Below are 17,353 nucleotides of genomic sequence, written 5' to 3' on the forward strand. Positions count from 1 at the left end.
GGTCGGCGTTTCCTGGATCAGATGAACTCGGCGAGCTCCTTGAGGAGCGCTGCCTTCGGCTTCGCGCCGACGATCGACTTCACGACCTCGCCACCGGAGTAGACGTTGATCGTCGGGATCCCGGTCACCCGGTAGCTGGCCGGGGTCTGCGGGTTCTCGTCGACGTTCAGCTTGAAGAAGCCGAGCTTGTCGCCGTGCTCGGTCGCGATCTCGTCGAGGATCGGCGCGACCTGGCGGCACGGACCACACCACTCGGCCCAGAAGTCCACGAGGACCGGCTTGTCGGCCTTGAGGACGGATGCCTCGAACTCGGCGTCGGTGACGGCTGCAATGTTGCCCACGGTTGTCCCTTTCTGGCCCGGGGTCGCCGGGTGCGGTTGGCTTCTGGAGGTTCTCGTCAGATTGAACACGACCTGGTCGACGGACATTCCCGAGACCCGGTGATCACTCTGCCCGATCGGACCGAGTGGCGTCGACTCGTGCCGCCTCGGCGGTCAGGCGCCGGCGGCCTGGGCGACCTCGGTCACCGTGGCAGCGGCTGCTGCCGCGGCACCCTGGGCGGCCGCATGGTCGAGTGCGGCGATGTAGCGCTCCGCGTCGAGGGCCGCCGCGCAGCCCGTGCCGGCGGCGGTGATGGCCTGTCGATAGTGGTGGTCAACCAGGTCACCGGCCGCGAAGACACCCTCGACGCTGGTCCGGGTCGACGGGTGCTCGACCAGGACATAGCCGTTCTCGTCGAGGTCGACCTGGCCACCGAGCAATTCCGAGCGTGGGTCGTGGCCCACTGCGATGAAGAGGCCGGTGGCGGCCAGTTCCCGCTCCGCGCCGGTCACCGTGTCGCGCAGGGTCAGTGACTCCAGCGAGTCGGTGCCGTTGATCGAGGCGACCTCGCTGTTCCAGGCGATCTCCAGCTTGGGGTCGGCCAGCGCCCGCTCGGCCATGATCTTCGAGGCGCGCAGTTCGTCGCGGCGGTGGATCAGGGTGACCTTGGAGCCGAAGCGGGTCAGGAAGAGCGCCTCCTCCACGGCGGAGTCGCCACCGCCGACAACGGCAATGCTCTGATCCCGGAAGAAGAAGCCGTCGCACGTGGCACACCAGGAGACACCGCGCCCGGAGAGCTCCTCCTCGTTGGGCAGGCCGAGCTTGCGGTAACCCGAGCCGGTGGCCAGGATCACCGATCGCGCGAAGAACTCGCCGTCGGCGGTCCGCACCACCTTCGGGGAGGCAGCGAGGTCCACCTCGACCACGTCGTCGGCGACCAGCTCGGCGCCGAACCGCTCCGCCTGGGCGCGCATCTCATCCATCAGCGCCGGACCCATGATGCCGTCACGGAAGCCGGGGAAGTTCTCCACCTCGGTGGTGTTCATCAGCGCACCACCAGCGGTCACGGAACCCTCGAAGACCAGCGGCTCCAGGCTCGCGCGAGCGGCGTACACCGCAGCGGTGTAGCCCGAGGGGCCGGAGCCGATGATGATCACGTTGCGGACGTCGGAGCTCATGGTGCGGGGGCCTCCCTGGCCAGGTGGGAACGGTTCGTACGTCGTGTGCAACCGATCCTAGTGGGGGGTCATTCCCCGCCCTCCAGCACGACCGAGGCGACGGGCCCCTCGGCCGCGGCGAAGCCACACTCGAAGACCTCCGCGAGCGTCTGCTCACCCTGCGGGGTGTAGACGACCAGGACGGGGGAGTCCTCGTGCTCGGCGAAGACCAGACGGGCGTCGTCCGGGATCGACCCGGGACCGCAACCGACCCGTTCCGCCTCGTCGCCACTGACCAGGCCTTGCCCCCGGTCACGCACCCGGGTCTCCAGCGCAGCGAGGGAGGTGGCGTCGAGGTCGGTCAGCACCGGCGGCGGAGCGGCCTGCATGGGCGGCTCCTCCTGGGCGCCGTCCGGGGCGTGGTCCTCGGGTGCCTGGGTGGGCGCCTGGCTCGCCCCGGATTCGTTCTCGTCATGCTCGGACGCTGCCCTGCCGGCGTACGAACCGGAGGTCTCGTCGGAGGAGTCGTTGACCACGGCAAAGGTGCCGAAGCCGATCGCAGCGACTGCCGCCGCGGCCAGGAGATAGCGCGGCCAGCGCCGCCGGTGCAGCGGCACCACGTCGTCCGGCAGCGCGGCACCCGGCCCCGTGGAGTCCGGAACGGGCGCGCCCGACGGTGCTGTCGGGGATGCCCCAGCGCGTTCGGCGACCAGCCCGGCCAGCACCTCATCCATCCGTGCCGCGACCTCGGGGGGCATCGGCTCGTCGTGACGCGCCTGGGCCAGGAGACGACGTACCTGCGCGTCCTGGGCATCACTCAGGCCGGAATCGTCCTCCATGCGAGGCACCTCCTCTCGTGGCGTGGGCGGTTGCGGGGCAGTGACCGGGACCCGGGTCGTGGGTGCCGGCGGTCATGGGGTCGGAGCGGACGGGGAGGGTGGACCCCGGTCCGGGTCACTGGATGGGACGCGCGGCGCGGCCACCTGGTTCCGCGGTGTGGGCGGGGTCTCCTCCGGAGCCCGGAGTACGCCGAGCAGTGGCGCCAGCCGGGCCCGTCCGCGGGCACACCGCGACTTCACGGTGCCGACGGCACAGCCGAGGATCTCCGCGGCCTCGGCCACCGGATAGCCCTCCATGTCCACCAGCACGAGTGCCGCGCGCTGGTCCGCCGGCAGCGACTCCAGCGCCTGCACCACCCGCCGGCGTACGTCGTGGGCCTCCGCGGACTCCTCGGGGCCGGGCCCCACCTCGGAGGTGGAGAGCGAGCCGCGGTCCGCGCGGTCGTCGAGGTCGTCGGGCAGAGCGTCGGCGGCGCGGCTCTTCGCGGCGCGGATCCGGTCCAGGCAGGCGTTGACCACCACCCGGTGCAGCCAGGTCGTCACCGCCGATTCGCCACGGAACGAACCCGCCCGCCGGAAGGCCGCGATCATCGCGTCCTGCAGCCCGTCGGCTGCGTCCTCCGGGTTGCCCATCGTGCGCAGCGCCACGGCCCACAGCCGATCCCGGTGCCGGGCGAAGAGTTCCCCGAACGCCTCGGTGTCACCGGCGACGTGGGCGGCGAGGAGTTCGTCGTCGCTGCGGAGTCCTGAGTGCTCCTGCACCCATGGACCCCTCACCCGAGCACCTGCGTCATCCGTAGACCTGGATCTCCGCGATCTCCGCCTTGAGTGCCGAGGGAAGTTCGGTCACCCAGATGATCACCCAGCGCCCCGAGGTCCCGCCGGCCGCCTCGAGGTCGAGCGCCCCGTCGCTGCTGGTGCCCTCGGCGGCAGCCTCGAGGCCGTCGACGGAGGTCGGTGGCTCGTTGCCGGGGACGACGAAGACCGAGACGCCGGTCGGGTCGCCGTTGACCCGCAGGTTGACCCGGCCGATCTCCTTCTCGCCGCCCAGGTCGACGACGATCCCGACGCCCGGCTTGAGGCCGCCGGGGCCGAACTGCTGGCGATAGGTCTGCGTCGGCCACGCCGTGGAGGGGTCGCCGTCGATCGCGAGGTCGACCCGGTCCGGGTTCTCCTCGGGCGGGTTGCCGAACGGATCAAGGTCGCTCGCCCCGTTGATCGGGTACGGCTCGGACGCGGGGTCGTCGCTGCCCGAGGGGGACTGGACGGCGCTGGGTTCGCCCCCGGCCGGACCCTGGTCGCTGCTGGAGCCCTGGTTCAACGCATAGACCAGGACCACGCCCAGCACGAGTACGACGGCCAGGATCCACGCGCTCCGCATCCAGGTGCGACCCGGGACCGGCTCCTCCTCCTCGGCAACGGGCTCGTCGGCCACCGGCGGCGGCGCATCGTTCTCGAAGGGCCAGAACGGGTCGTTGCGGTCGGCCCCGGGCCCGGTCTCGGCAACCTCGTTGCGCACAGCGCGCCCGTTCGGGGGATCGGGGGCGAAGAGCGGCTTGGCCGGGATCTCCTCGAACGGGGGCGGGGGCGGGGCGGCCGGGTGCGACTCCTTGTCCATCCAGCCGACGTCCTCGATCTCGTCATAGAAGACCGGCGTGCCGGCGACGGTCTGTTCGTTGACGGTCGGCGACGTCGGGGGGGCCGGGCGTTCGGTAGCGCTGGGCTCGGTCGCACTGGGTTCGACGGCGCTGTGCTTGCCCGTGGCCCGCGCCGGCTCGGCTTGCCCGGGAGTCTCCGCGTCCGGCGCGTCCGGGACCGCAACGTCCTCCGCGGTCCCGGAGTCCTCGGCTGCAGCGAGCGCGGAGCCCTCGCCGTCCGCCAGATCATCGCCGGGCGTCGCGTCGGACGCGGTGTCCCCCGCTGCCGAAGCGGCCGGGGTCGGGTCCGGGGCGAGCACCAAGGCATCGATGGGTGGCAGGCGCGGGCTGGTGTTGCCGCGGTGCTGGGCGGCCTCGGCCTCGGCCATGGCGGCCGGGTCACCGACGTACTCATGGAGCGCCGCGGCGATGATCGAGGCGGTCGAATAGCCGTGCACGTTGGCTCCGCCGAGCACCTCCTCGCACAGGGTGTCCAGCATCCGCGGTACGCCGGCGCGCACCTGGCGCGGGCGCAGCACCCGTCCGTGCTCGCGGGGAGCACTGGCCACGGTCGAGTTCGACGGGCCGGGCCACTTGCCGGTCAACGCGCAGTAGAGCAGGCCGGCCAGGTCCTGCACGTCCTTGTCGACCGTGCCCTCGGGCAGGCCGTGCAGCGCGGCGTCGACGGCGAAGCCGATCACCTTCGGTGCGCCGGTGTCGTCGATCATCACCATCTCGGGCACCAGGCGCCCGTGGGCCACGTCCTGGGCGTGGGCGCTGGTCAGGAAGCCGGCGATCTCGCCGACGAACCAGGCGGCCCGCCGCGGCGACATCGGCTCGGAGGAGACGAGGTGGTTGAGGGACATGCCCTCGCCCCACTCGCTGACCACGTAGCACCGCTCGTCGACCGTGCCGATGTCGAGCACGCGCAGCAGGCGCGGGTCATGGACCGTGGCGGAACGCTTCGCCGCCGCCCGGAGTTCGTCGGCGCGCGCGTCGTCGTCGGCGATGATGTGCATCGCCACGTGGCGGGCCAGGATGCTGTCCCAGCCGAGCCAGAACCGGGCACCGCGGGCATCGTTGAGGAGGTCGATGAGGCGGTAGCGCTCGACGACGACGTCGCCGGGTCGCATCGCTTCGGGCATTCGTTTCTCACCTCCCCATGGGCTCCGGTTCCTCATCGTAGGCGGAAGCGGGGCGTGATGGTGGCAATGGCCCGATCACTCCTTGATCCGCTCCGCGAATCGGGAGCCTCCGGGCAGGCGACGGGCCACCGTGGCGATCAGCACGGTCACCTCGGTGATCCGCATCAGGCGGGCCAGGAGCAGGAAGAGGACGCCATCGACCACGGCGATGGCGGCCAGGAAGCCCAGTGACTGGACCAGGTTGGGCGTGCTGCCGCCGAGCATCGGGTCCAGCAACCGCGCCACGCCGTACGCCGCGGAAGCCGCCAATCCGCCGGCGAGCGCGGTGCGGACCAGGAAGCGGACGTTGCGCAGCGTGTCGAGCCCGCCCAGCACCCGGCGCAGCACCAGGTACGACGTCGCCGCGCCCACGGCGTACGCACCGCCATAGGAGAGCGCCAGCGCCGGGGAGGTGAACTTCGCACTGGTGAGGCCGACCAGGACGACGGCCAGACCGATGTTGACCACGGCGATCACGCACTGCACCCAGAAGACGGTGCGGGTCCGCTCCAGGGAGTAGAACCCGCGCAGCATCAGGTAGTGGATGGTGAAGAAGAGGATGCCCGGCGCGAAGAGCGCCACGGTCGGTGCGTACGACGTGTAGGTCTCGCTCGCCGCGCCATAGCCCCAGACCACCCGGGCCACGTCTCCGGCCAGCAGTGGCAGCAGCATCACGAACGGCACGATGAAGGCCAGGCAGGCGCGCAGGGTCTCGGCCAGCGACCGGGAGAGGCCGGCCAGGTCGTGGTCCGCGGCGGCCCGGGAGAGCAGCGGCAGCACGGCGGTGGCCAGCGAGACGGTGATGATCCCGTGCGGCACCGTGACCAGCAGGAACGCGCCGGAATAGATCGTGTATCCGGTGCCGTCCCCGGCGTCCGCGGTGCCGGAGGAGGCCAGGCGTACGACGACCGTGTAGGCGACCTGGTTGACCACCACGAAGAGGACCGTCCAGGTGCCCAGCCGCAGCGTGTGGCCGAGCCCGGAGCCGCGGAAGTCGAAGCGCGGGCGATAGGTGAAGCCGGCCGCGCGCAGATAGGGCAGCAGGATCAGGAACTGGGCCGCGATGCCCAGGGTGGAGCCCACGCCGAGGAGCAGTTCCTGGCTGGTCGAGTAGGCGCCGACCGAGGAGGGGCCGAAGACCAGCAGGTAGACGACCAGGACCCCGACCGAGATCACGTTGTTGGCGATCGGGGCCCACATCATCGGCCCGAAGCTGCCGCGGGCGTTGAGGACCTGCCCGATCAGGACGAACATGCCGTAGAAGAAGACCTGCGGCAGGCAGTAGCGGGCGAAGTCGATCACGCTCTGGCGGGCCTCGCCCTGGTGGCCCTGGTCGAGGTAGAGCTCCATCACCCACGGCGCACAGACCACGAGCAGCACCGTGACCACGCCGAGGAAGAGCGCGGCCAGGGTGATGATCCGGTTCGTGTAGGCCTCGCCGCCGTCCGCGTCGTTGCGCATGGCGCGGACCAGTTGCGGCACCAAGACGGCGTTGAAGACGCCGCCGGCGAGCAGGATGTAGAGCATGTTCGGGATCGTGTTGGCGATCGTGAACAGGTCGGCGTGGGCCGCCGTACCCAGGGCGGCGGCGAGCAGGATCGAGCGGATCAGGCCGGAGAAGCGCGAGACGATGGTCCCGGCGGCCATGATCGCGCTGTGGCCCATCACCGACCGCTGGGCGCTCACTGGTCTCCCTCCCCGGCCCGGGCTGGTTCGTCGTCGTGCTGGTCGCCGTCCGGCTCGTTGTCGTCGCGGCCCCGGCCGGTCCCGCGCCCGCCGCGCAGGCGCCGCGCCCAGCGGATGCCGATGGCGACGAAGAGGATGCCGACCCCGACGCCCATGATCACCCAGATGATCCGGCCCACCGAGTTGGAGCGGATGCTCACGGTCGCCTCGGCGCTGAACGCCCGCCCGGTCTGGTCTGCCACCTGCAGTGTCACCGGGTGTACGCCGATCGACCCGGCCCGGGCATTCAGGGTCACCGTGCGGGTGGCACCGGGACCGAGCACGATCTCCTCGGGCGCCTCGATCACCACGTCGTCATCGGCCCGGGCGACGACGGTGACGGTGACCTCGTGGTCGAGCCGGTTGCGGATCTTGATCGCGAAGGCGCCGCTATCGGAGGAGAGGATCACGAACGACGGGGTGTCGATGGTGATCCGGGAGAGTTGCCGCCGACTCCAGGCCCCTGCGGCCTCCAGGGAGGCGAGGCTCGCTGCCTGGTCGGTGCGCGCGTGGCCGGAGACGGCGGAGAGCGCCAGCCGGTCCATCTCGGTGGCCAGCACCTGGTTGGAGCTGAGCACCCGGCCCAGCGAGGCACCCCAGCGCAGCATCTGCTTGACCGCATCGACGGTCTCGGGACTGATCTCGCTCGCCGCCTCGGCGGCCGGATAGGTGAGTTCGGCACGGGGGGGCAGCGGGTGCGAGGTCAGCCCGGCCAGTTCCTGCCACGCCAGGTAGGGCTCGTCCAGGCCGGCCAGGAAGCCGGCGGCATCGGCACCGGGGTCGAAGTCGGGGGCCAGGTTGACCACCATCCCGGACGTCTCGCCCTCCAGGGAACGGATCGCCGCCTCGGCCAGGATCCGCTGTCGCATCACCGTGCCGGTCATCTCGTCACCCGTGTTGACGATGTTGACCGCATCCTCGTGGACCACTGCTGGGGTGTTCCCGAGCAACACCTTCGGGCCCGGCGGTGTCGCACCGGGTTCCAGCGCGGTGGCACCGACGAAGACGGTGGTGACGTCCTCGACCAGGTCGAGCGCAGTGTTCGGCAGCTGGCCCGACAGCGGGGAGAGGGCGGGTGCTCCCTCCAGGTCGAGGCGCTCCAGGGCCTGGGTGGAGAGTTGGCGGGCCAGGCCGTACAGGTCGGGGTCCAACCGGGCAGCGGCCGCCACGTCCAGGTCGCCGTACGGCAGCGCGAGCAGCGACCGGTCCGCGCCCAGCGCGGTGAAGGTGCGCAGCCAGTCGGCGGCGTACCGGGCGGCCGGGTGCTTGGCCGGGTCGACCCTGCTCGTCGCTACGCCGGTGCTGCCGCCCAGGGTGCGTCCCGGATTGCCGCGGGAGAGCAGGCGTGCGGCGTCCAGCACTGCCGGGTCGACCAACCACGTGAGCGGCAGGGTGCGCGGCGTCGCCATCAGCGCGGCCAAGTTGGCCAGCCGACCGCCGGGACGCAGTTCGTCGGCCCACGCCTCCTCGTCGGCGATGGCGCCCTCCCCGGTCAGGTTGACCTGGTGCCGCACGGGCACGACCAGGGCCGCAGGCACCGCGGGACGGTCCTCGCCGAGCAGCGGGATCAGCGTCCGGGCCCGCCCGTTGGCGACGCTCGAGCGGCCCGCGGAGTTGGCGCCCAGCGCCTGTACGCCGACCTGGTAGACGCCCTCGTCGCCACTGATCCGTGAGCGCAGCACCGATCCGGGCACCTCGACCCGCCAGGTCGCCGTCTCCCCGGGAGGCAGGGAGGTGATCGACTCGTCGAAGAGGCCGGCGTCGGTGATCCGGTCGCCGAAGACGATGCGGGCATCGGAGTTGAGCGCGACCAGCAGTTCATCGGCGTTGGTCAGGGCGGTCGGCGAGATCCGCGGATAGACGCGGATGTTGCGCCAGGTCTCGTCGCTGGTGTTGGTGACGGTGCCGGTCATCACCAGGGTGTCCGGGGCCGGCGTGGTCGGGTCGGCGGGATCCTCGTCGGTGCCGGGATCTGCCTGCTCGTCCTGGTCGCCCGAAGTCTGGTCGCCGGTGGCCTGGCGGTCCACGGCCGTCGGGATCGAGGAGGGGGTCATCGAGGTGATCGTCATCTGCAGCGGATCACCGGGCACTGTGGCCGGTCCCGGTTGGGCGCGGACCGCCTGGCCGGGTGCCACCACGAGGATGGCCAGCAGCCCGAGCGCGACCACCAGCAGCCACGGCGTACGTCGGTGTGCGGGCATGCCGAGGGAGGGCACGCGCGACTGCCCCGACGGTCCCTTCACGGCGCCGACTCTATCGCCGGACACGAACCCCGGCCGCGGTGCCGACTACGATGGTCTCCCGTGTCCCGACCCGAGTTCCCCCCGATCCTGATCAGCGACGTCCAGCAGACCCTGACCCGGCAGCTGGAGCGGATCGCGCCGATCATCGACGAGTTGGGCGAGCGGTTCACCGCGGCCGGCCACGAACTCGCCCTGGTCGGCGGACCGGTCCGCGATGCGATGCTCGGCCGGCTCCAGGAGGACCTCGACTTCACCACCTCGGCGCGCCCCGAGCAGACCGAGGCGTTGCTCAAGGGATGGGCGGACGCGATCTGGGACATGGGCCGCGCGTTCGGGACCATCGGCGCCCGCAAGGGCGAGTGGCAGGTTGAGATCACGACGTACCGCTCGGAGACCTATGACCCGGACTCCCGCAAGCCGGACATCGACTACGGCACCTCCCTGGTCGCCGACCTGCAACGCCGCGACTTCAGCGTGAATGCGATGGCGCTGACCGTGCCGGAGCGCGGCTTCGAGGACCCGTTCGGTGGGCTGGTCGACCTGGCGCACCGGACCCTGCGTACGCCGGGACGCCCCGAGGACTCCTTCTCCGACGACCCGCTGCGGATGATGCGCGCCGCCCGGTTCGCTGCCCAGCTGGGCTTCGAGGTGGCCCCCGAGGTGGTCACCGCGATGACCGAGATGGCCGGGCGCATCGAGATCATCTCCGCCGAGCGGATCCGTGACGAACTGGTCAAGCTGGTCTGCGCGCCCTGGCCACGCCTCGGCCTGACGCTGCTGGTGGAGACCGGGCTCGCGGCGTACGTGCTCCCCGAACTGCCGGCGCTCTCCCTCGAGCGCGACGAGCACCACCGCCACAAGGACGTCTATGAGCACACGCTGACCGTGCTGGAGCAGGCGATCGACCAGGAGGACCGCCTGGTCGGGCCCGGCGAGGCGCCGCGCCCCGACTTCGTTTCCCGGTTCGCTGCGCTGATGCACGACGTCGGCAAGCCGAAGACCCGGCGCTTCGAGAGCGGCGGCGCGGTCACCTTCCACCACCACGACGTGGTCGGCGCCAAGCTGACGAAGAAGCGGATGAAGGCACTGCGCTTCTCCAACGACCAGATCGACGCGGTCAGCAAGCTCGTCGAGCTGCACCTGCGCTTCCACGGGTACGGCGACGGTGAGTGGACCGACTCCGCCGTACGCCGTTACGTCCGCGACGCCGGTGACCAGTTGGAGCGGCTGCACATCCTCACCCGGGCCGACTGCACGACCCGCAACCAGCGCAAGGCGAACCGGCTGCGCCGGGCGTACGACGACCTCGAGGCGCGGATCGAGCGGCTCTCGGCCGAGGAGGAACTGGCCGCGATCCGGCCGGACCTGGACGGCACCCAGATCATGGAGATCCTCTCCATCCCGCCGGGTCGCGAGGTCGGGGCGGCGTACAAGTTCCTTCTCGAACTGCGGATGGACGAGGGCCCCAAGACGCCCGAGGAGGCCGAGGCTGCGCTGCGGGAGTGGTGGGCCTCCCGGTCCTGACCGTGCCCCGACGGGTGGTCGGAAGTGTCCGTTTCGGGTAGATGTAGGGGCCCGGACACTGGAGGTGCGATGGATCCCGAAACGCCCGAGACCGCTCCCGAGCCGACGCAGGTGATGGCGGACGGCGCGCCCGTGTCGCCGGTCTCGGCGCCGGCCCCGAGCCGCGGCCAGGTCGTGGCCACGGTGATGGCGGCGGCCTTCGCGCTCTTCCCGGTGGTGATCGGCCGCCTGGGTGAACTCTTCGCCAAGCTGGCCAATCCTGATGCCGTCGACGTCAGCCAGGACCTGGCGTACCTGCGGCCGCTGCTGGTCTTCGGATTCGTCGTGGGCCTGGCCTGGATGGCGATCGTGGTGGCCACGGTGATCCGCCTGCAGCGGCGGGAGGGGCGTGACGCCGCGCGGTTGCCGTGGCTGGTGCTCGGGGTCCAGGTGCTACTGGGTGTGGTGATCCTGGTCCTGCAACTGGTGATCAACGCGATCACGGGCGGGTGACGCGCCGTCATTTGACAATGATTCTCATGTGCCTCAAGAATGACCGTCATGACAAGAACGAGAATGATTCCCATTGCTTTGGCGGCCTTCTTGATGCTCACCGGATGTGGCCAGCACACCGGCGAGGAGGCGGACCCTGGATCTACGGGTGCGCACGCCGACCACGACGACCACGACCATGACGAGGAGGGCCACGCGGACGAAGCGGCCACCGAGACCGACGGTCCCGAGGCACGCCTCGCCCTCACCTATGACGGCGGCGTCCTCGTCCTTCGTGCCGCCGACGGCGAAGTGCTCCTGGACCACGCCGCGGAGGGCTTCATCCGGGTCAACCCCGCCGGTGACGAGCGCCACGTCTTCCTCTCCACCAGCAAGGGCTGGGAGGCACTCGACCTGGGCGCGTGGACCCAGGCCCACGGCGACCACGGCCACTCGTTCGTCGGTGAGCCGCACCTGACCGGCACGGTGATCGAGGGCCAGGAGCCCGGCCACGTGGTCGCCCACGGCGGACGGACCGTGCTCTTCGACGACGGCACGGGTGGCTACACGGTCCTCGACCCGCACGACCTTGCCGAGGAGGACCCGGAGCTCACCGAGCACGCCACCGACGAGGCACACCACGGCGTCGCCGTCGCACTGCCCAACGGCAACCTGCTGCACACAGTCGGCACCAGCGATGCGCGCAACGGCGTACGACTGGTGACCGCAGCGGGCCACGAACTCGCCGCTACCAGTGACTGCCCCGGTGTCCACGGTGAGGCATTTGCCGGTGAGGTGGCCGGCTTCGGGTGCGAGGACGGGGTCGTCCTCGTGGACGGGCGCACCATCACCAAGGCGCAGAGCCCGGATGCCTATGGCCGGATCGGCAACCTGGCCGGGCACGAGGAGTCGCCGGTGCTGCTGGGCGACTACAAGAGCGACCCGGATGCGGAGCTGGAGCGGCCCACCCGGATCGCCCTGATCGACACCCGGACCGCCAGGGTGCAGCTGGTCGACGTCGATGCCAGCTATTCGTTCCGCTCCCTGGGCCGCGGGCCCGGCGGTGAGGCGCTGGTGCTCGGCACCGACGGCAACCTGCGGGTGATCGACCCCGAGTCCGGCCAGGTCACGGTGACGATCCCGGTGACCGCGGAGTGGACCGAACCCGAGCAGTGGCAGCAACCGCGACCGGCCCTGGCCGTCCTGGACGGGACGGCGTACGTCACCGAGCCCGCCACCCGGCAGGTGCACGTGGTCGACCTGGCGGCAGGGAAGGTGACCGGGAGCCACGATCTGCCGCAGGTGCCGAACGAGATCGTCGGTGTCACCGGTTGAGCAAATTGCTTGGACACCCTGTCCGGGGCAGTGTTCTTTCGGCTAGCGTCACGCCCATGAGCGATGTCGAGAAGTTGATCGAAGAGTCCATCGAGGTCAAGGCGGAGCCCGCGAAGGTGTGGTCCCTGGTCACTGACCTGCCCCGGATGGCTTCCTGGAGCCCCCAGGTCGCGAAGACCATCGTGCGCGGTGGCCCGGTGCGGCTGGGCACCCGGGCGATCAACATCAACCGTCGCGGCCCGCTGGTGTGGCCCACCCGGTCGAAGGTGGTCCGCTTCGAGGAGAACAAGGAGTTCGCCTTCCGGATCAAGGACAACGCGACCATCTGGTCGTTCAACCTCGAGCCCACCGAGACGGGCACCCGGATCGTCCAGCGCCGCGAGGCACCCGACGGCGTCTCCGCGATCTCCGACGTACTCACCCGGCGCGTGCTCGGCGGGCAGGCCGGCTTCCAGGCCGAGCTGCGCCGCGGCATGCAGCAGACCCTCGCGCGGATCAAGGCCGACGTCGAGGAGTGAGCCGGAGGTACGCCGCACCGAAGGACATGCAGTTAGGGCCCCCACGACCCTGAATCCACCGAAATCGGTGCTGACTGCATGTCCGTCGGCGCGTTGCGGCCCCGGGGTTTCGTCCTGTCGGCTTCGTGGGCATGCTCGGAACCATGAAGAGCGACCTTTTCGACCAGTCCAACCTCCGCGTCAACAGCCAGGAGCGTTTCGCGCTCCAGAACGACCACATGCTGCGGGTCGGACTAGGCCCGGACGTGCTGGCCACCAAGGGCGCGATGGTGGCTTACACCGGTCAGGTGCAGTTCCACCACGAGAAGTCCGGTTCGATGGCCAAGCTGGCCAAGAAGATCGTCACCAGTGAGGACGTCTCGTTGATGCGGGTCAGCGGGCAGGGCGAGGTCTACTTCGCCAGCGACGCGGGCTATGTCTTCCTGCTCGAACTGGAGAACGAGGGGATCAGCACCAACTTCCGCAACCTGCTCGCCTTCGATGCCTCGCTGACCTGGGACATCAACCGCACCAAGGGTGCCGGGATCATGACCGGCGGGTTCTTCAACACCACCGTGGGAGGCACCGGGACGGTCGCCGTGAGCAGTGTCGGCAAGCCGGTCGTCCTCGACTGCTCCCAGCAGCCGGTGTACGTCGACCCGAACTCGACCGTGTGCTGGTCGGCCAGCCTGAGCCCCGGCGTACACAACTCGATGAACATGAGCTCGATGCTGCGGGGTGGGTCCGGCGAGGCAATCCAGTACGTGTTCCACGGTGCCGGCTTCGTGGTGGTCCAGGCCTATGAGTGGACGCCGGTGAGCACCGGCAGGTGACGGCGCCGGGTGCGCGGAATGGGGTTGACCCATGTGGCATCGTCGGATCCATGACCGACCACGATGAACTCGCCCGCGTCAGCGCAACGCAGCAGGCCGCGATCGCGGTCGTCGAAGCGCATGCCGCGCACAACTACCACCCCCTTCCCGTCGTCGTCGCGGAGGCGAGCGGCGCCTCGGTCATCGACATCGACGGGAAGAGGTACTTGGACTGCCTCGCGGCGTACTCCGCGGTCAACTTCGGGCACTCGAACCCCGACCTGGTCCGGGTCGCCAAGGAGCAGCTCGATCGTGTGACCCTGACCAGCCGTGCTTTCCATTCGGCCGCGTTGGGTCCGTTTGCTGAGGCGCTTGCCCGGCTGGCCGGCAAGGACATGATCCTGCCGATGAACACCGGGGCCGAGGCGGTGGAGTCGGGCATCAAGGTGGCCCGCAAGTGGGGCTACGAGGTGAAGGGTGTGGCCTCGGGCGAGGCGAACATCATCGTTGCCGAGGGGAACTTCCACGGCCGCACCACGACCATCATTTCCTTCAGTGACGACCCGGAGGCCCGCGGCAACTTCGGTCCCTACACGCCCGGGTTCCGGTCGGTTCCCTATGGCGATGCGTCGGCCATCGAGGCCGCGATCGACGAGAACACCGTGGCCGTGCTGCTCGAACCGATCCAGGGGGAGGCCGGGGTCGGGATCCCGCCGGCTGATTACCTGCCCCGGGTGCGTGAGCTCACCCGGCAGCGCAACGTGCTCTTCATCGCCGACGAGATCCAGTCCGGCCTGGGACGCACGGGAGCCACCTTCCAGTGCGACAACGTCGGTGTCGTTCCCGACCTCTACCTTCTCGGCAAGGCGCTGGGCGGTGGGATCGTCCCGGTCTCCGCGGTGGTTGGCAACACGGACGTGCTCGGCGTACTCCAGCCGGGCCAGCACGGCTCGACCTTCGGCGGGAACCCGCTGGCCGCCGCCGTGGGCAAGGCCGTGGTGGAAGTGCTGGAGACCGGCGAGATGCAGGAACGGGCGCGGCGCCTGGGTGCCCGCCTCGATGTCGGTCTGCGTGCCTTCCTCGGCAAGGGCGTGACCGAGGTCCGTTGTGCCGGATTGTGGGCCGGTATCGACATCGACCCCGATGTCGCCACTGCCCGCGAGGTCTGCACCAACCTGCTCCAGCGCGGGATCCTGGCGAAGGACACGCATGGCCAGACCATCCGGCTGGCGCCACCCCTGGTGATCACCGAGGAAGAACTGGAATGGGCGATCGCCCAGTTCGGCGAGGCGCTCGGCGACTTCGTCTGAGCGCGGGCATCGTCGGCGTACGGGGAACCCTCGCCAGAAGGGCCATGCGCACCGGGGTGCCCCTGCCGCGGCCTGAGCGGGCCGGCTCCTTCAGCAGGGTCGTGGCGAGCCACGCGAGCCAGCCGGAAGGTCAGCCCTGACAGGGGTTGCCGGCGTGCTGTGCGGTCGGGCCCAAGTGGACCGAGGTCCGCGGAGGCTCGGTCCACTTGGGCGGAGGTCCGCGGAGGCTCGGCCCGATCGGACCGAGTAACGGCCGAGTTGGTCCACCTGGACCGAGTAGACGGCGAGTTGGCCCACTTGGGCCCACCGCATAGTGCTGTCGCAGGTGGCCTGGCGGTTGGAGGCGGCGCGGAGGTGACCTGGAGGCAGCCGGATGGGGCGACGGAGCAGGTACGGCGTACGGCGTCGCGCATGCGAAACCGCCGCCCGCCCCGAGGGGCGAGCGGCGGTTCGGTACGTCAAGCGTTGAGCTTTCGGACGTCAATCATTGAGCGTTCGCGACGCAATGAGTGAGCGTTCGTGTCACTCTCCGGCGATGAACTTCTCCAGGAGCTCGCGGCCCTCGGAGTCCTCGATCTGGACCGGGGGGGACTTCATCAGGTACGCCGAGGCCGGGATGATCGGGCCACCGACGCCGCGGTCCTTGGCGATCTTCGCGGCGCGGACGGCGTCGATGATGATGCCGGCCGAGTTCGGGGAGTCCCACACCTCGAGCTTGTACTCCAGGTTCAGCGGGACGTCACCGAAGGCACGACCCTCCAGACGCACGTAGGCCCACTTGCGGTCGTCCAGCCAGGCCACGTAGTCCGAGGGGCCGATGTGGACGTTCTTGTCCTCGACCTTGCCCGACAGCGGGCCGCTGAGGTTGGAGGTCACGGCCTGGGTCTTGGAGACCTTCTTGGACTCCAGGCGCTCGCGCTCGAGCATGTTCTTGAAGTCCATGTTGCCGCCGACGTTGAGCTGGTAGGTGCGGTCCAGCACCACGCCGCGGTCCTCGAAGAGGCGGGCCATCACGCGGTGGGTGATGGTGGCGCCGACCTGCGACTTGATGTCGTCGCCGACGATCGGGACACCGGCGTCCTCGAACTTCTTCGCCCACTCCGGGTCGGAAGCGATGAAGACCGGGAGCGCGTTGACGAAGGCCACGCCGGCGTCGATGGCGCACTGGGCGTAGAACTTGTCCGCCTGCTCGGAGCCGACCGGCAGATAGGAGACGAGCACGTCGACCTCGGCGTCCTTGAGCGCCTGGACCACGTCCACCGGCTCGGCGTCGGCCTCCTCGATGGTCTGGAGGTAGTACTTGCCCAGGCCGTCCAGTGTCGGGCCGCGCTGCACGATGACGCCGGTCGGCGGCACGTCGGTGATCTTGATGGTGTTGTTCTCGGAGGCCTGGGTGGCCTCGGCCAGGTCGAAGCCGACCTTCTTGGCGTCCACGTCGAATGCGGCCACGAACTCCACGTCACCGACGTGGTAGTCGCCGAACTTGACGTGCATCAAGCCGGGGACAGTGCTGGCCGGGTCGGCGTCCTTGTAGTACTCGACGCCCTGAATCAACGAAGTGGCGCAGTTGCCCACACCCACGATCGCTACGCGTACCGAACCCATCGGTCTCCTCTTCCTGCTCATCCGTTGCGGCCCTGGGGCCTGGTCTTGGTCGTTGCTGACGGTTCTGCCGGCTCCGGGGCGGTGGGGGCCTGCTGGCTCCGCTCCGCGTTGATCAGGTCCGACAGCCATCGGACCTCCCGTTCGACGGACTCGACGCCGTGGCGCTGCAGCTCCGCGGCGTACTGGTCCATCTCCTTCTGGGTCAGGGACAGTTGCGACTGGACCTTTTCCAGCCGCTCCTGGAGGCGGGTACGCCGCCCCTCGAGGACCCGGAGCCTGATCTCCATGTCGGTGCGCCCGAAGAACGCAAACCGGATGTCGAAGTTGCCGTCCTCCCATGCGGTCGGACCCACCTCCGACATCAACGCGACGAACTGTCGCTCGCCGGTCTCGGTCAGGCGGTAGACGATCCGGGGCCTCCGGCTCGTGATCGCGCCCTGCGTGGCGCTACGGTCCTCGGTGATCCATGAGGCACGCAGCATCTTCTTGAGCGTCGGATACAACGACCCATACGAGAGGAGCCGACCCCATCCGAGCATGAGGTTGAGCCGCTTGCGCAACTCGTATCCGTGCATGGGAGATTCGTGCAGCAGCCCCAGGACCGCCAACTCGATCGTCTCTCCACGTCTTGCCACAGACGTATCGTAACGATATATCCACGCGTTAGGAACTTTGGATGAACGTGGGGTGTCC

The 17,353-nt window shown here is 69.8% G+C and carries 15 protein-coding genes; 6 read left to right on the top strand and 9 right to left on the bottom strand.

Features of this window, described 5'->3' with window-relative positions; all coding sequences use genetic code 11:
• Positions 1 to 17 precede the first annotated feature (17 nt).
• The 7 genes from trxA to Q9R27_RS10755 all read right to left on the bottom strand — a co-directional run bounded on the left by trxA (position 18) and on the right by Q9R27_RS10755 (position 9,106).
• A complete protein-coding gene (trxA, locus tag Q9R27_RS10725) occupies positions 18 to 341 on the bottom strand; it encodes a thioredoxin (RefSeq protein ID WP_311252372.1) in 324 nt (107 codons plus the stop codon).
• A gap of 153 nt (positions 342 to 494) precedes the next feature.
• Positions 495 to 1,499: a thioredoxin-disulfide reductase gene (gene trxB / locus Q9R27_RS10730; RefSeq protein ID WP_311252373.1), complete on the bottom strand. Its 1,005-nt coding sequence runs from the start codon at positions 1,497 to 1,499 to the stop codon at positions 495 to 497.
• Positions 1,500 to 1,567: 68 nt separating this feature from the next.
• A complete protein-coding gene (locus Q9R27_RS10735) occupies positions 1,568 to 2,317 on the bottom strand; it encodes a hypothetical protein (RefSeq protein WP_311252374.1) in 750 nt (249 codons plus the stop codon).
• 72 nt (positions 2,318 to 2,389) lie between these two features.
• Complete coding sequence (gene sigM / locus Q9R27_RS10740; RefSeq protein WP_311252375.1) at positions 2,390 to 3,079, bottom strand: RNA polymerase sigma factor SigM; 690 nt, start codon at positions 3,077 to 3,079, stop codon at positions 2,390 to 2,392.
• A gap of 28 nt (positions 3,080 to 3,107) precedes the next feature.
• Complete coding sequence (locus Q9R27_RS10745; protein WP_311252376.1) at positions 3,108 to 5,099, bottom strand: hypothetical protein; 1,992 nt, start codon at positions 5,097 to 5,099, stop codon at positions 3,108 to 3,110.
• 75 nt (positions 5,100 to 5,174) lie between these two features.
• On the bottom strand, positions 5,175 to 6,824 hold the full coding sequence (murJ, locus tag Q9R27_RS10750; RefSeq protein ID WP_311252377.1) for a murein biosynthesis integral membrane protein MurJ: 1,650 nt from the start codon (positions 6,822 to 6,824) through the stop codon (positions 5,175 to 5,177).
• Positions 6,821 to 9,106, bottom strand: coding sequence for a DUF6049 family protein (locus tag Q9R27_RS10755; RefSeq protein WP_311252378.1), 2,286 nt, complete (start codon positions 9,104 to 9,106; stop codon positions 6,821 to 6,823). The genes murJ and Q9R27_RS10755 overlap by 4 nt, the downstream gene beginning before the upstream one ends.
• Before the next feature lie 84 nt (positions 9,107 to 9,190).
• Between Q9R27_RS10755 and Q9R27_RS10760 the strand changes: the two genes are divergently transcribed.
• The 6 genes from Q9R27_RS10760 (at position 9,191) to rocD (ending at position 15,055) form a co-directional block, all read left to right on the top strand.
• Positions 9,191 to 10,630, top strand: a complete 1,440-nt coding sequence (locus Q9R27_RS10760; RefSeq protein WP_397219672.1) for a CCA tRNA nucleotidyltransferase — start codon at positions 9,191 to 9,193, stop codon at positions 10,628 to 10,630.
• Positions 10,631 to 10,699: 69 nt separating this feature from the next.
• Positions 10,700 to 11,122: a hypothetical protein gene (locus tag Q9R27_RS10765; RefSeq protein WP_311252379.1), complete on the top strand. Its 423-nt coding sequence runs from the start codon at positions 10,700 to 10,702 to the stop codon at positions 11,120 to 11,122.
• 63 nt (positions 11,123 to 11,185) lie between these two features.
• Positions 11,186 to 12,436: a zinc metallochaperone AztD gene (aztD, locus tag Q9R27_RS10770; RefSeq protein ID WP_311252380.1), complete on the top strand. Its 1,251-nt coding sequence runs from the start codon at positions 11,186 to 11,188 to the stop codon at positions 12,434 to 12,436.
• Positions 12,437 to 12,492: 56 nt separating this feature from the next.
• The gene (locus Q9R27_RS10775; RefSeq protein WP_311252381.1) at positions 12,493 to 12,954 is read left to right on the top strand and encodes an SRPBCC family protein; all 462 of its coding nucleotides are present in this window, start codon (positions 12,493 to 12,495) and stop codon (positions 12,952 to 12,954) included.
• Positions 12,955 to 13,097: 143 nt separating this feature from the next.
• Entirely contained in the window at positions 13,098 to 13,766 is a 669-nt protein-coding gene (locus tag Q9R27_RS10780; protein WP_311252382.1) for an AIM24 family protein, read from the top strand.
• Positions 13,767 to 13,816: 50 nt separating this feature from the next.
• Positions 13,817 to 15,055, top strand: coding sequence for an ornithine--oxo-acid transaminase (gene rocD, locus Q9R27_RS10785; protein WP_311252383.1), 1,239 nt, complete (start codon positions 13,817 to 13,819; stop codon positions 15,053 to 15,055).
• 522 nt (positions 15,056 to 15,577) lie between these two features.
• On the opposite strand, the gene Q9R27_RS10790 is transcribed toward rocD, so the two are convergent.
• Positions 15,578 to 16,660 carry an inositol-3-phosphate synthase gene (locus Q9R27_RS10790; protein WP_311252384.1) on the bottom strand — a complete coding sequence of 361 codons (1,083 nt, stop codon included), beginning with the start codon at positions 16,658 to 16,660 and terminating at the stop codon, positions 15,578 to 15,580.
• A 17-nt stretch (positions 16,661 to 16,677) separates the two neighbouring features.
• The gene (locus tag Q9R27_RS10795) at positions 16,678 to 17,295 is read right to left on the bottom strand and encodes a PadR family transcriptional regulator (RefSeq protein ID WP_311252385.1); all 618 of its coding nucleotides are present in this window, start codon (positions 17,293 to 17,295) and stop codon (positions 16,678 to 16,680) included.
• Positions 17,296 to 17,353 lie beyond the last annotated feature (58 nt).

The organism is Nocardioides sp. AE5 (assembly GCF_031844485.1).
In the GTDB taxonomy this organism is placed as follows: domain Bacteria; phylum Actinomycetota; class Actinomycetes; order Propionibacteriales; family Nocardioidaceae; genus Nocardioides.